We start from the raw sequence: 14584 nt of genomic DNA, 5'->3' as shown, positions 1-14584 counted from the left end.
TACCGGCGACGCCTCAACACAGAGCCCCCACCCAATTGGACTTCAGGTATGCAGTACGCCCTGATTGACGGTCGCCGGAGCGAGGCGATCGCAGGTGCGCGCGGGGTATGCGCAACGTGTAACGCCGAGATGATCAGCAAATGCGGCCCACGGGTGATACATCACTGGGCCCACGCCCGCAAGCAAAACTGTGACCCCTGGTGGGAGAACGAGACACCGTGGCATCGCGAATGGAAGAACCTTTTCCCTCCGGAATGCCGAGAGATTTGCCACATTGCGCCAGACGGCGAGGTTCACCGATCGGACATCAAGACACCTACGGGAATCGTCATTGAGGTTCAACATTCGGCGATGACGGACGCCGAGCGGTTAGCCCGTGAAGAGTACTACGGCAATCTGATTTGGATAGTGGATGGCCGCAGCTTTCGAAAGAACTTTGATATCTACCACTTGTTACCCGACCCGGCGAGCGACCTCGCACGAGACTTGGTATGGTTTAAAGCAACAAGGCCCATGCAAGGCGCAGCGCGCGGCCTTTTTTGGCGCTTGTCCGAGAACCCGGGTAGCTCGAAGACAACGAACAGCTGTGTTTGGATTCACGGCATCGGCGATATCGAAGACGAAGTGAACGCCGCGTATAGGGGACACCATCAATACGATTGGGTTCGGCCGCGCAAGACTTGGTTGGATGCAACCTGTCCGGTGTATATCGACTTTGGCGACGAGGGTCTGGTGCGGCTGGAGATTTACGACGCATCAGGGCTTTCTTGCGTGCGCCGGATCTCCAAACGCAATTTTTTGCACGACGTGATGGTGGAGACATCAGCCCGCGCGATCGGTACGCGCTTTTATCCTATTGGGTAATCCGCACACTTCGGCGTACCCGCTTGGATCGCGTGCAGAGACTTGGAATTCACGACGAGTCGTTTTCATTGGAAGCTGCGAAGGTATCTGCCCACCCGATGTCCCAGAGCAGGTCGCGCTCGACACGGGACCACCACAACTCTGGCATATTTGCATCCACGCGGCTCAAAACATCATGCGCGAGATAGGCTTCGAACCCGCGACGGAACGCCAGATCTTCAGCACTCAGCTGGTAGAGCCCATTTTCAGCAAGAACCTTCTTGACCATCAAAGGAAATAGTCGACTGGCAAACAGCAGATGGTTGTGCCGCGGCCAGACGGTGGGCTCCTGATCGCCGCTAGGTCCATGCGCCACAGCATTCCGGCCAGCGCAAAAATCCTGCACCCAAGCATCCAGCGGCCGTTTGACGTTCTTGCTCCAGCGGGTTCGCCAGATTTTTTCGGTCAATGCTCCACCTTGCCATTTTGGCGGAGACGCAAGATCAGACCGAAAATGGTGCTCAAAGCGCTCGCGTAGATCGAACGTCTGGTGCGTGGAACCAAGCAGGGTTTCGAAAGCCACACGCATCAAGACCATTTCCGCACGCTCAAGAACAGCTGATGAATCTGTGTTGGCTTTCACAAACGCATCGATAGCTGCATCAATCCGGTCTTTTACCTCACCTGAAGGGACATTCAGCAGTGCGATGACCAACTGCGCGTCAATGTCCAATCTCAGACCTTCATCAACATGCTCCGGCCGGATAAATCGAGGCACCGACGCATTCCCTACATGATGCAAACCATGGCCGTCACGCCGTCGCCGTGTGACCGCTGTGTCCCCTGGTGCCCCCGCACTAAAGCGTTGCGCTATCGCCTGGTAGCCATCTGAATTGCAATAGCCCGAATAGCCGAAAAACTGGCGCTGCGCTAATGCGGAGAACGCGACATACTGGACTTGCGCCAAACGCCGCAAGACGAGGCCATCCTCAAGCTCGCCTCCCTCCTGATCTTCCGGCCAAACGAGAAGGGTCGCGTCCAACACGTGTTTGGAAGTGCTCTCTGACGGATAGTAATCAGGATCACCATAGCTTCCGAGAATCGCATCGAGGCTTTCTTGCGCTACGCCATTGAGGACACCAGGCTGCACACCTCTTTCGTAAGGCACAAGTCGAAGCACCCCCAAATCAAGCGGCTCCCCACAGGCGACCCATGGCATGAAGAACAAAATAGGCATGACATTTCCACGGACTAGGCGCGATAACTTCTCTAACGCGGCGCATTCGCCGCTTGGGCTTGCGTCCGGACAGGAAAATTGCTGACCAACTGTTCGACGCGACTGTCAATGCGCGCCTTCAATTCAGCGTCCTGCAATGCAGCCTGAACAAAGTTGGCGACTGCTTTTCCGAAGTCGTGCACGAGGACCGCAATGCTGATCAGCACAAGCTCCGAGCCGTCGGCGCGGTGCGGCCCGTTGTCGAGGTAGCCGAACTTCTTTGGTGGGTCGGGATTGTTGTGCAGTTCGGCCATGATTCCATAGTGATGCAGCATCGCGCATCGAGCTGCATAGACGTCAATGCCGACATATTGATAGGGCTGCTCTTGATCCGCTTTCATATAGCCATCAACCCAAGCGCAAAAATGTGCGCGTCGAACACTGTCCTCGCCTAGCGGGAGCGATAGCCAGGCCATTGTGTCGATACCGACAAATATCATGGCGAGCGCTGCGATGATGGCTCCCGCATCTTGCGCCCTTCCCGCCTCTCGATAAAGTTCAACAATCGGCTGATAACCATTGACTGCGGTTTCCATCCATGCCTCCTATGTTGATTGGGTGAGCGATCATTCGGATCGCGTGCGCCTGACTGATCCCATCGACGAGCTGCGCATCATGCCAAATAACTCCGCACAGGGAGGACTTGTCTGTTCCGCTGGAATGATCGGCTTGTCACTCGACAACATGCCCATCGCAAGCTGGTTATTCAACCCAACGGTCCACGCTGGCACTGCGTCAAACCTGCGTTTCTCAATACCTACCTCGAAATCGAAGACAGGTCCGTCAGGCCCAACTGAGACCGGCGTCACCAGGTACTGGCCAAATTGCTCAAGCGCTTTCAAGAACCGCTGACGATTGACGTCATCCGCTGGCTCCATGGTTAAAAGGCGAGCTGGCGATGTGAATATCTTGCCCTCGCCTCGCCCAACTTCCGCGAAGCTTGAGGACACCACTCCACGGTAGTGCCACGGATTCTTCTTGTCGATCCCCAGGAGTGTCGCGATTTGGAGCTGGTCGTTTTCGTCCCGCTCACCGAGCCGTTTGCGCCATCCACGGAAGATCTTAGTTCCGGCTTCCGCATTTTCGAAAAGAAGCCCGAGCACGGGCGAGGAGCCTTCAGGAATTGCGTAGAACATGCCGCGCCATTTGGCGCGATCCCAAAGGCGCAGGTTTATTAACCCCGAGGTCACAAGCTTGCTGTGAGCGATGTAGGGCGGCTCGACCTCCGCTTCTTCCATTGACAGTTCAACCCTCGGCAGTACGTCGGCAAGAGGAACGATACGTTTTTTCGGGTACGGGGTATGCGGTTCGTTCAACCGGGCCAGCGCCGTGTCGATCCAGCTACGGCCGCTTGGGTACCGACCACCCAGGAGGTTGGAAAGCATTAACGGGACGTTCGTCAGTGAGGCCGCCCGGTCAAGACCACCGTCACCTGGACCGAACAATTGCTTCACTCCCTTGGCATCGGAGAGGTGAAAGAGCTGGAGCACGATGTCCATGGCTAGGCGTGCCCAAACTTCGGGATTTTGAACTCCGACGGCTGTCGCATCCCCCGCAACAGCGATACTGAAATGACTTTCGCCGCACTCGTCCTCTGTCAGCGACCAGGAAAGAGGATCGCCTTGGCCCGTCGTGATCAACAGCTGAATTTCATCGCGATGCGCACAGAGGCCCCTATCGAAACCTGTCGCCAGCATTGCTTCAAAGAAGCCAAGAAACCCTTCGGCAAACATCAGCGGATCTGGCGCCGCCTCGACTACAACCCGGATAGTGGTTCCAAGGACCTCGGACCGCAGCTCGATGGTTTCTCCGAGCCGCCACTCGACCCGACGATTCAACGACAGCGCCAAGGGCTGTTTGAGCAGCAAAGCCGCCATCCGCAACACGTCGCCCTCTGTCGTCTTGGCGTTAGCGGCGACGTCGGCTTCATAGCCAAGCGCCGTCAGCGCGGCATCGGCAGGAAATGGCAGGCTGAATGCCCGGAATATTTCAGGTAATGCAGCGAGGTCGGCCAGCTCTGTATCGTTTGAACGGAGCGCCGCGAGTGCAAATGCCGCCTGGATCGGCATTCCCTCCCTGGGGTCGGGCCCATCTTGGAATTTGAGGGAGCGATGGAGCGTTCCCCACAGATCCAACCATTGCAGTGCCGTCGGGATATTTCCAAGCTCAATGTCTCGCCACATGAGGTCGTAAGCATGTGCCACAGCTCGGGGTGACAACTCCCCCTCATGGAGGAAATCGTTGAATACCGTATTGGTCGCGCACACCAGCGTGGACCTCGCAGCCCATGTCAGCCCTGCTTTTCTGTAGGCACGCGCGCACAGACGCCAAAGCCAAGCTTGATCATCGATGCTCCGGTACTGTCGTAGAGAACTTTGAGCTTTTCCGAGTTGACTGATGGCTTCATAGGGCTCATCGCGTTCAAGGTGGTTGATGGCAAGGTTGACACGGACCTCGACCTTGGCGGCAACACCCGCCCGTGTTGACTTGACGTTAGCCACGTCCTCGGCAATACGTGCAAGGTCGGTGTCCATCGGCGCCACTTCCAACAGCACCGCCAACCAGTTGAGCAGGCTATCGATCGGGTATTCCGGCAGGAACGTGACATCCTTCAGTATCTGTCGGAATTGCGCGTACAACCGAGCTCGATCTGGCGCTTGCAGTTCATCCAAAATCCTGAGAAATAGCAAAAGCGTCCTCGCCCAAGCAGCTTGGGTCGGCTGACCCTTCCTTGCCGCCAGAACCTCAAGCGCATCCACCACACACTTCACGGCAACTTGATGCGCCTGCGACGGCTCAAAACCATCAACGCGGCAACTGCTGCGTACTGCGATCGCTAGGTTCACGAGATAGTCAATGTCCCAAACGGTCGCATCCTCAAGAAACTCGGAAGTGAGGTCGAGAAACCCTTTGCGCAACGCAGTCAGGTCATCGAACCACCAGTAATTGGTCCAAATCTCGAGATACTTCGCGCGCAATAGCTGAACCCTGACACCGAGCTTTCCTGCCAAGCGGATCGCGCGCTCGAACCGGCCTGACACTTCATCGCGCGGTGAGCCAAGACCTCGATCCAGCAAGGCTGCTTCAATACAGTCCTCGACCAGTTGATAGTGCGCGGGTCCATAACGCTGCGGATCGATGATCTGGGCTTCAAGTTCTTCCAACCGCTTCGCGCGCCCAAAATCCTTTGTCCCGATATTCTTGGAACGCATCCGCTCGAAGTCCCCGATGCCCAAGGTCGCGACCGCGATGTCCGTGTGCTTGGCACTGAGCGTTTTGTCGACAAGCCAGGTGCCGTCGAGAACTGTCACAGGTATCCCGTGTTTGCGAGATAGCTCATCCTCGGCCTTGCCTTTGCGCTTGTCTGGAATGAGCTGATTGCTTACGAAATAGATGCGCGTGTAGGGCCGACCGGTGGACACAATAGATGCGACGTCAGCTTTGAGTTTTCGCGCCCAGTCCCGCATGGCACTAAAGGCAAACGCGTAGAGGGCCTCGCCCTTCTCATCGGCTTGGCCAACGTACCAGCGCTCGGCAATCGAAGTTGCCACTGCATGGGTATCCGAATCGACCTTGCTGTCACCACCGCCAGTCGGACCTGTTTGCGGGCGCAGGTTGGGGCAGATAAGTTTTTCACAAAGTTGGCGGCAGTAGTGTTCGAACTGCTTCTCTTCGCTGCGCGAAGTCAGGGAGTGCAGGTGGTATTCCAGTCGCGAGCGCTCCAGGATAAGTTCATCTAAACCAACACTGTCGCTAAACAATTCCGGCCGGCGCTGCCGCATGAACTCCGAAGGCATTGGGAACTTGGCCTGGGGTTGACCCACCCCGCTGATCGTTTCGGTTCTCTTACTCATCTTGCTCTTTCGCCTAGGATTTGCTTTGAGAAGTACCGAGGCCAAGATGACCGTACTCCGTCCCGACACCTTGTCAGTTCTCGAGTGAGAGCTTGGCCAGCTTCTCCAGAACACTCATTTTCGAGTTGTCCCCGCCGACCAACACCCCATTTGTCATCGTGTGCAGGTATAGCTGCAAAAGGGGCAGGTCCAGGAGACCAGCGACCGTCAACGTGTCCCCGGAGTAATGCATGACGTCACGCATGCCCGACAGTGCATCTCCGCCACCACTGATTCCCCCTTCTGGTGGAACGAATACTCGGACCCAGGTGCCGCAGTCCTGCAGCGGTATTTTGAGGCCCACACGCTCACCGCGCTTCGAGTGCTCCGGCTTGAACATAGAGATGTAGTACGGAAGTAGGTTGAACTCGCGGCTCTTGGACAAGAATTGCCCCTTGCTGCCTTCCTCCTTTTGCGCGGCCTGATGGTCGTCCTGCGCGGCGATAGCTGCCTCAATTCCGCCGTATGCGTCATTGAGGATGATTTTGGGAACAAAGGCGCCGGACCACGCTGTCAGGCGATCCCCCGCCCCTGAGTCAATAACCCAAAACTGGCCGTCCCGAATCCAGTCTTTGCCGTTCTCCTGGAGGAACGGGAACTCGGCGATAAAGTCGAGCAAAGCCGCTGGTCGGCCCCAAGGAGTGCGCCGGGTGCGCGTCACTGCAATCGAATTCCCTTCGACCATGACGTCGACGGCCGCCACCATCTGCTCCGGCACCTTACCCCCCGGCAACCTGATGCGTCGCGTCGCCAGAAGAGTCAGCCGACTTGGCACACCAGCTGGCATGGCAGGGGCCAAAATGGCCTTCTTCCCAAGGAGCACCTCCTTGAGCGACAGCTCCACCAAGCAGCGTTTCAACGCCTCCTGTAGCTGCCGGCCGCCAGAGTCCTCAGCTTTTCCAGGACGAAGATTGGCAAGGGCTTTCGGGCCGAAGTCCAGGCCCTGCGTTGACACCTGGACACTTGTTTGCGCGAGCAGGTACCGGAACTTTGTCTCCGTGTATGGGTCAACCGTGCCCTCGCCGCGTGCGAGGGCGCTGTAGGCCACCTCTGACCTCGCTGGCCGCATATCGGAGTCCGCCGACTTGGCCAAGCGAATACTGCCTTGTTCTTCGTCGCCTTCCCCGTTGAGGAAAAGGTAGTTGACGTCCGGATCGAACTTGGAAGGAACTCCTTCGGCCAGGCGTACGTCGGGTGCCGGAAAATGAGTCTTCTTGTTACCGGCGACGTGATAGCCCGGCAAATATTCCGGGAATCGAACCAGTGGCGCTAATGCATCATGACTCATCGGCTCTAGCGTCGTGTTCACCACAACCAAAGGCCCCCGCAAATTGGCCAATGGTTCGAGAGGGATATAGGCCTCGTCGACGTAGTGGGTTGCGACGAAGGTTTCGCGTGCGAAAGGAACACCCGCTTTGGTGCAGAGCCGAATGGCATGCTCCGTTAGGATGTTGAGGTAATACAATCGTGTGCGCCGGACTTTTTCACGGTCCAGGCTGACTCCCTCCATCGGATACCTGCGCGCGTCAGCCTCAAAAAAGTCGTCTGGGACGATGCGCGTGACCCCAATCAGATAACCTTCGCCAGCAGAAGCGAGGCGCGTGGCCGCGGCCTGCGCATCCGCAGTGACTTTGCGGGCAAACCGCTTGGCTTTTACGTCGCAAAGCAGCAGGCCGTGTTTGGTGTTCACCTGGAATTCGGCTTCGGCAAGCTGAAGATACTTCTTGGACGCTTGGCTGACGCTGCCCAGGTAGACGCTGGACCCGAAACCGCCGCGGACGAACGTATCTTCCTCGAAGGCGGCGGACTCAATCAGCTCTTTCAGCAGCATGAGCTCGATGAACTTGGCCGGCTGGGCGGCAACCGCAGCGAGCATCGACGACCCGTCCAGCTTCGGCCGCGGCCCGAGGTACCAAGCGTCCTTGCCCGCCATGGTGAATGAGAGCTTCGTCGCAGCATCCCCTTCGAGGCCCAGTTCCTTGGCGACTTCGGCGCGGACTAGCTTGGCTCGTTCCCGAAAGAAGCCAGCCCCACGGGTGGAACTCTCTTCCGCCTTGGGCATCGTCAGGGGAATGGGTACAAGCAGGCTGCCCTGAGTGGCCTGCCACTTGGCAAGCAGCTGCGCCGCCTCTGCGATGGTGCAGTGGAACCTGAGCGCGTTGAGCCTTGCGTGGGCAGTGGTCTGGGAGTCCAGCGTTCGGATAGGCATCACTTCCCCAGGATGGCGTCGCGCAAATTCGCGTTGGGCATCCAGCCCGCGTCGCCGGTGTTCTTGACGTGCATCGCCATGAAGCGAATCGTTCCGTTCGGCGGCCGTGTCACCGACAACTTGTGAGCTCCCTGTAGGTTCACGTACAGCGTGTGGATGGTGGTATCGGGAAGTAGCTCACGCAGCTTGGCGTGCTTCTTTTCGGCGGTTTCCTGAAGTTGTTCCTTCTTGAGACTGTCGGTGTTCTGCGTCCAATTCTTCAGGTCCACGGCCACCAGCACGTTGTGCTCCGGCTGCAAGTAGTAGTCGAACAGCTGGTACAGGTCGGCGTACAGAGGATGAAGCTCGGGCCGAACAAATGTTACCGGCCCACCTTCCAGAGGCAGGTCATGCGCCCAGACATTGAACTGGTTCCCCACGTATTGCTCGAATTCGAGCTCCGCGATGTAACCCTTCATGATTTCGGTCACAAACCACGGCTGCGGCAGCAGGCGCTTGGATTTATCAGGCAGGCGGAAACCGCGCCACTCCTTCAGGAGCTTATGGGTGTTCTCGGACAACCGAGACACCAGGCTTTCTGGCGCCACCATGCTCGTCCAGTCGTAGGCCTCCGTCCCATCAAAGGCATCCGTGACGACCATGTCCGACATCCCCGCCATGTCAAAGCGGAGGGTGTAGACGTCAGCACTGGCCGGCACCTCGACGAAGCACCCCTCTAGATAGGCCCGCGGTACTCCGCTTGTACGGAGTTCATCGAGGTACTTGAGCGGATCGGTGAACATGGTTGATCGAAATAGCAAATCCCAAGTGGTTCGAGCCGCCGGATCTGACCGGAAGCGCGCCGGCATTGAGCTGGTGAATTCCCGAAAACCCACTGCCTTCTGCAGGCTCTCTACGTGGTGTCGGGCCCGTTCGGCTTCAGTGGTGAAGATGCCCGTCTTTCGGTGATGTAACGCCAAGCGCTCCAGAACGGCGCGTTGAGCTGGAGAGGCACGCTTGCGCAGCTCCGGCGCGTGTCGCAAGCCTAGGTGCATCATCCTGGCCGCTTCTGAGCTGACGTACAGGTGCTGGCACGGCATTTCAGTGGCCGGCTTTCGCTCACCGCGGCCGAGCGCCTGGAAGACCGTGCGGGTGATGTCAATGACGTGTTCCTTGCGTAGGCGCTTCCAGCGATTGCGCGAGTATTCGAACAGCAGCTCGCCCTTGGACATAGCCGCCCAGCCCGGCTCGTCACGGAGCACCTGGGCGAAACTTTGGAACATTTCCATGGAGAAGCCGTTCGCACCCGGACGAGTGTGCCGTGTGTAGTACGGGTCGTTCAGTAGGCAAAATAGCTCGAAATCGCGCTCGGTGCCGTGGTGTCTAGTGAGGAAGTTGATGCCGCGGGATGCAGAGGCGTACGCGCTCCAGAGCAGCACCTTCTTTCGGCTGGTGTCGAGGGCTTCCTCCAGTTCCTTATTGAATTGGCCCTTGTCGTCGTCTTCCTCCGCCGCCCCGGTCTTTGACCGGTCTTTCTTGCGATAGCGCTCCGCCGAATACAGGATGACGTGAATTTCCTCGTCCTGTCCGTACTCACGGTAAGTAGGCAGTGCCCGCGGCTTGACTACGAAGTAATCGCCGGTGGTGTCTTTCTGCGTGACCAGCCCAAGAGAGGAGTTGGCCAGCCTTGTGAGGCACTTCTTCACATGCTGTGTTGTCTGGCACAGGACCAGTCCGGAGCGAATATTCGTTGACATCAGCTTGTCCAGGCTGGCCACCAGGCCCTGTAGCTCGTGCCGCTTGTGCCTGTTCATTTGCGCGTAGCCAGACTCTCCTTGCTTCGGCCGCGCTTCGTCGAACTGCTGAGATAGACCTTTGAAAGCGCTCGACACTTCGAATGTGGGTGCCGGGTCCTCATCGTCCAGGATGACGACTTTGCGCTCGCGCTTGTTCAGGAATTCGAGCGCCTTGGCACCGACGACCTCGAGCTCGTCGTCGCCCATTTCGGAAAACAGCCCGCCTCGCTCTTCGATGTACCGGCGCAGATGCTTCGTGTTAAATGCGCCCGACGAGGCCGAGTCAAGACCGCCAGTCGCGCTCATCAAGTACACACCATTGGTGCGTCCTAGCGCCCGCACAATATCTTCTTCAGGGGTGGCCCGCAGCGAGGTAATGGTCAACGTGAGGCAGACGTCGGCCTCCTTGTTGTATTCCTCGGCTTGATTGCGGCTCTCTTCTAGCGTCACAACTGACTTGGTGTGCTCGAACAGGAAGGAGTCAGTGAGCAACTCCTTGTCGCTCACATCAGTCTCGAGTCCCTCCGTCGCCGCTTTACCGTCGAACAGCCGACGCACGTCCGAGCGGAACCTGTCCAGGCTGGGATAGCGTTCCTGATCCACCTTAGACATTTCGAGGGCGTCCTCGCCGCTCGTCACAGCCAGCACCCGCGCCATAAAGACGACCAGTCGAAGATAGTCGTACAGGCTGTAGGAGCCCTCCGCGATGTTGCCGTCGTGGTACTGCAGGCGAATCGTTTGGTGCGCTGTGTCCTTCGTGAGCTGCACCTGCCGCAGAAACTCGGTGTCCATCACGCTGGCCGATTCAGTAAAGAACGTTTGCCCGGGCTGATCAAGCACCTCGCCGTAAGTGGAGCGGCTCATGGTGAAGAACTTCTTGTTTGCCACCAGGTCATGCAGTCTTACGAATACGTCGTAGGTCGTACCTTGGTTTGGTTGCCATATTTGCTCAACGTAGCCGCGGATGCGGGCAAGCACTCTGGCCTTCTGGCGAAAACGCTTGAAGTCTGCGTGGGCGTCGTTTCGCTCATGCAACTGCGTGAGAACCGCTAAAAGCTCATCGTTGTCAAACCGCAGGGCCGTCTTCGGGAACTGCTTTACGAGCTCTTCCCGTAGGATCGCCACCTTCCGCGCGGGCGCGATGAAAGACGCTTTGGTGCGCTCCGCCTCGAGCCTGAACTCGTCTTCTACGGCCTTGCTGATGGCAGCGAAGTCCTCCAGGTGGTCATAGACCTTCGTGGCCAGGCTCCGACGAGGTCCGTCCAGTTCCAGCCGCTCGAATGCCATCGGCCAGCGCAAGTCGAAATACTGGAAGAACTCAGAAATAACCAGATTCAGGTCGTTGCGACCACCGGAATTGACGATCGACTTCCGCTGGTCGAACAGGTACCAGTACGAGTCTTCTTCTTCGTCCACGAATGTGACGACGCGAGCTGAATCCGGTCGCTTGGAAACCAGCCGACCCAAAGCGCTGCCCTCCCGGTTCAACTCCTCCAGGAACTGCGGCAGGTTCTCCCAGTCGTGCTGCCGGAAGCCGCCCTTGCCGTCCGCGGCAAAAACCTTGTGGGCAACCTGTGCCTTCGAAGCTGTACTCACGATGATGCCAGGCACGTCGAGGAAGGCCTGGAGCGGGTGCAGCCGCCGCACGAGCTCGGCCACGGGCGGCGCTTGCATGTAGCGTTCCTCGTCGCGTTTGGCCGGCCGACTCTGGACATCCAGCTGAATGAGCTTCCACACTAGCCTGTCGGCAAGTCCGCGGGCCTGTTGCGCCGACTTCAGGTACGCCGCACGGGTGTCTTCGTAGGTGTCGTCCGAGGGGGACATGCCCAGGAAGTTGGACTGTTCGCACGAGGCAGCCTTGGCACGCAGCTCCTGGATGCGACCGCGAATGCTTTTGTCAGTGCCGGCATGCTTGGGCGACCGCTCAAGCAGGCCGACCACCTGGGGGTGCCGCTCGAACCAGTTCACGAGCGCCAAGCAGGCGCTGAAGAAGTTGCGGTCATTGACGTGATAGTCCCGAGAATACAGGCGATAGACTTGAATGTCGGCGCCGTGCTCCAGGACGGCCTGTTCCAGTTCGTCGGCGTAGCTGCGGTCCTGCTGGTGCTTGCGTACCTCTACGCTAAATTGTGTGATGAGCGATTGCAGCGGTGCGATGAACACGGGAATGACATCGCACTTGAGAAACAGCTCGATGCTAAACGCGGCCGCGTTATAGGTCTTACCGATTCCCGTGTACCAGTTCAGGAGCTTGATGAACGGGCGCTCGCTTGAGCGCAAGTAGGGTTCTTTAAAGCCCTTGAGAAAAATATCCGTAGCGGTCCGAGATTTCTTTTCGGTCATTGGGCCACCTCCTCAGGGAGATTCCGCAATTCCGAGGAATCCACCAGCTCCAGAAAATAGGTCCTAGAAACGTTCATTGCTGGTCTCCCCGACGCTCGAAGCGCAAGAAGATGGCATGCCCCAGCGCCCATGGCCAGGCGTCGATTCCAGGAACGTCGGGAACGAGTCCTTTTGTAGGGAGAAGATGCGGCATCACAGCGGCATACATTAACAGGCCCAACTCGTCGACTGAAGCGCAAAGTTCAGCCGCGTCAGTGGCATAAAGCAGATAGGGCAGCTCTTTTTCAATCTGCAGTCCTCCGCCGCCCATGAATTTCTGCATCCGAAGTGCGGCGGCAAAGTTCTCCACCGCCTCCCTTAATTTCTCTTCTAGCTCCTTTTCCAGGTCGCGCGGTTTTCCATAGCGCACAGATTCAACCCTGGGCATCAATGCGCGCAGCAGCGAGTCGTCATCTATACGCGCCATCTCGGAAAGATTCGGCGTGGCGAAAACCTTGTTAGGGTCTTCTATCTTGAGGTTTTGCAGAAACTGGAAAACGAAGCCCACCGACAAACGATCTTGCGGCGGAAGCGGCTCCACTCCGAACTTGTTGCAGTAGCCTTCCCACTCGAGGCCAGCTGCGTTTAGGCTGTGCAGTATGAAATGCAGGTTGACACGGTAGTCCTCCGGCAAAGATCCCAAGTACTCGAGGCGCTTGGTTTGCTCATGGAATTTGAACGACTTGCCGTGGATTCGTTTGGCTAACTGATACCGCCGGAACAAGCGCTCGCAATCACGCGGACCGATGTAGCGGCTCACCCGCCCAGGAACGTATTCTTTAGGCTTGAGTGTCTCAAGCACCCACACGTAGCGTCGGCCATTCACCATCCAGCATCCTGTGCCTTCGTCTGGCACAGAGATGTGGAGTTCTGGCATCTCGTCGGTAGTGTCGTTGCGCATCGAAAGTTCCAGTTGATGCCAACACGTCACCTCATCACCTCGGGCGATTTCGTACCCGCTCCGAGGATTATCCTCATCGTCCTCTCGATGCAGAACCAGCTCCGAGTTGGGCGCATCTGCTACCGTAACCGACATCGGTTCGCCGACACGATCAGATGAGGTCGCGCAGAGATGAAATGCGGCGTATCCATCGAGCACCGTTTTTCCGGTTTCCTCCAGGTGTCGGCGAAGTTTTTCCAAGGCGGGCGGCGCGTCCAGCAGCCAGCCGTCCTTATCTAACAACGGCGTTACCGCCCCAAGGAGCCAAGACTGCGGTTGCCGGTTATTCCCTGGGTCAGTCGGCTGCGGGGCGGAGAAATTAAGCGTGTGCTCGTTCACGCTGATGGCCATCACACCCAGAGGCAGCTCACCCCGTTCCTGGAGCCGGTCGACCCAGGCGCGAAGCTCATCGGTGAGCTCATTCCACGACCTGAATTCGACGACTCTCAGCGGGAAACCGGTGTCAATAGTTTCCATCGACGTGAACTGGAGCCGAGCAACGTCTGCCTCTTCGTTCGTATGCCAGCTGCTGTGCCCCTGCACCTGCGAAGCGGCGTGCAAGGCGTGCGTGTGCTTTAAGGTAATGCGCCGGGCCTGCAGTGCCTTACGTAGTCGCTTCGCAAGCGACTTAGGGTCTTCGTCCGAGCGAGGTTGAAGCTGTTGAATGATGCCCAGCGCGTCCTCAAAGGAGAACCTGGGTGTCTTGGCTTCGATGAAAATCCAGAGGGCAGCTGCTTGCGCCTCAGGGGTGAGTAGGGGGGAATTCGACGCGGTGGTCGAGGTAGTGGGCATGACTGAACTCCATGTCTGGGAAGCACGGACGAAGAACGGCACGCGTTGTTCGGCTTCCCAAGAGGTCAATCAAGCGGGGAAAGGACCGAGGCACTTTGAAACTGTTTTGCCAGGCCAGACAGAAGTCCGGTGCGTGCACTGACGGGAGCAACTCACCCACGATTTCGAAAAACCGCACTTGGATATTACACACGCCGCATGCCCGCCGTCAAGTTTGGCGGCCTCCGGGCCCCAGAGCGTTTTTACGCACGTGTTCATTAGCCCGCCGTTTTCTGGGAAGTTGACCCACGTTTTCCATTTAACGAGACCCGGCTGCGTGACCGAGTTTCACTCTCAATTTGTTTAATTGCCCGGGTCAATCAGATTGAAACTTTCTGCTCGCAATGGATCAGGGGATGCGGACAAAAACTTGGACTACCAGGAGGTAGTTCATGTATTCGTACAAAGACAGGATTCGAGCGGTTGAGCTTTACA

7 protein-coding genes are annotated in these 14584 nt (G+C 57.7%); 1 reads left to right on the top strand and 6 read right to left on the bottom strand.

From position 1 onward, the window contains the following. Window positions 1-48: 48 nt before the first annotated feature. On the top strand, window positions 49-864 hold the full coding sequence (locus tag ACFQND_RS13355; RefSeq protein ID WP_371438954.1) for a competence protein CoiA: 816 nt from the start codon (window positions 49-51) through the stop codon (window positions 862-864). Between the two features lie 49 nt (window positions 865-913). On the opposite strand, the gene ACFQND_RS13350 is transcribed toward ACFQND_RS13355, so the two are convergent. The 6 genes from ACFQND_RS13350 to ACFQND_RS13325 all read right to left on the bottom strand — a co-directional run bounded on the left by ACFQND_RS13350 (window position 914) and on the right by ACFQND_RS13325 (window position 14110). Beyond that, window positions 914-2080 (bottom strand): hypothetical protein, encoded by a 1167-nt coding sequence (locus ACFQND_RS13350; protein ID WP_371438953.1) that lies wholly within the window; start codon window positions 2078-2080, stop codon window positions 914-916. A 32-nt stretch (window positions 2081-2112) separates the two neighbouring features. Next, window positions 2113-2655 (bottom strand): hypothetical protein, encoded by a 543-nt coding sequence (locus tag ACFQND_RS13345; protein WP_371438952.1) that lies wholly within the window; start codon window positions 2653-2655, stop codon window positions 2113-2115. A gap of 30 nt (window positions 2656-2685) precedes the next feature. After that, a complete protein-coding gene (locus ACFQND_RS13340) occupies window positions 2686-5973 on the bottom strand; it encodes a hypothetical protein (protein WP_371438951.1) in 3288 nt (1095 codons plus the stop codon). Window positions 5974-6046: 73 nt separating this feature from the next. Next, complete coding sequence (locus ACFQND_RS13335) at window positions 6047-8221, bottom strand: hypothetical protein (RefSeq protein WP_371438950.1); 2175 nt, start codon at window positions 8219-8221, stop codon at window positions 6047-6049. Further along, on the bottom strand, window positions 8221-12339 hold the full coding sequence (locus tag ACFQND_RS13330) for a hypothetical protein (protein WP_371438949.1): 4119 nt from the start codon (window positions 12337-12339) through the stop codon (window positions 8221-8223). The genes ACFQND_RS13335 and ACFQND_RS13330 overlap by 1 nt, the downstream gene beginning before the upstream one ends. 73 nt (window positions 12340-12412) lie before the next feature. Next, a complete protein-coding gene (locus ACFQND_RS13325; protein ID WP_371438948.1) occupies window positions 12413-14110 on the bottom strand; it encodes a hypothetical protein in 1698 nt (565 codons plus the stop codon). Window positions 14111-14584 lie beyond the last annotated feature (474 nt).

Source organism: Polaromonas aquatica (assembly GCF_042659145.1).
Classification (GTDB): Bacteria; Pseudomonadota; Gammaproteobacteria; order Burkholderiales; family Burkholderiaceae_C; genus Polaromonas; species Polaromonas aquatica.
Note: the sequence above shows the minus strand (reverse complement) of the source record. Positions and strands in the feature narration are given on the sequence as shown.

Coding starts and splice junctions, on each gene's coding strand:
- ACFQND_RS13355 (WP_371438954.1), top strand. CDS start 49: ATGCAGTACGCCCTGATTGACGGTCGCCGGAGCGAGGCGATCGCAGGT.
- ACFQND_RS13350 (WP_371438953.1), bottom strand. CDS start 2,080: ATGCCTATTTTGTTCTTCATGCCATGGGTCGCCTGTGGGGAGCCGCTT.
- ACFQND_RS13345 (WP_371438952.1), bottom strand. CDS start 2,655: ATGGAAACCGCAGTCAATGGTTATCAGCCGATTGTTGAACTTTATCGA.
- ACFQND_RS13340 (WP_371438951.1), bottom strand. CDS start 5,973: ATGAGTAAGAGAACCGAAACGATCAGCGGGGTGGGTCAACCCCAGGCC.
- ACFQND_RS13335 (WP_371438950.1), bottom strand. CDS start 8,221: ATGCCTATCCGAACGCTGGACTCCCAGACCACTGCCCACGCAAGGCTC.
- ACFQND_RS13330 (WP_371438949.1), bottom strand. CDS start 12,339: ATGACCGAAAAGAAATCTCGGACCGCTACGGATATTTTTCTCAAGGGC.
- ACFQND_RS13325 (WP_371438948.1), bottom strand. CDS start 14,110: ATGCCCACTACCTCGACCACCGCGTCGAATTCCCCCCTACTCACCCCT.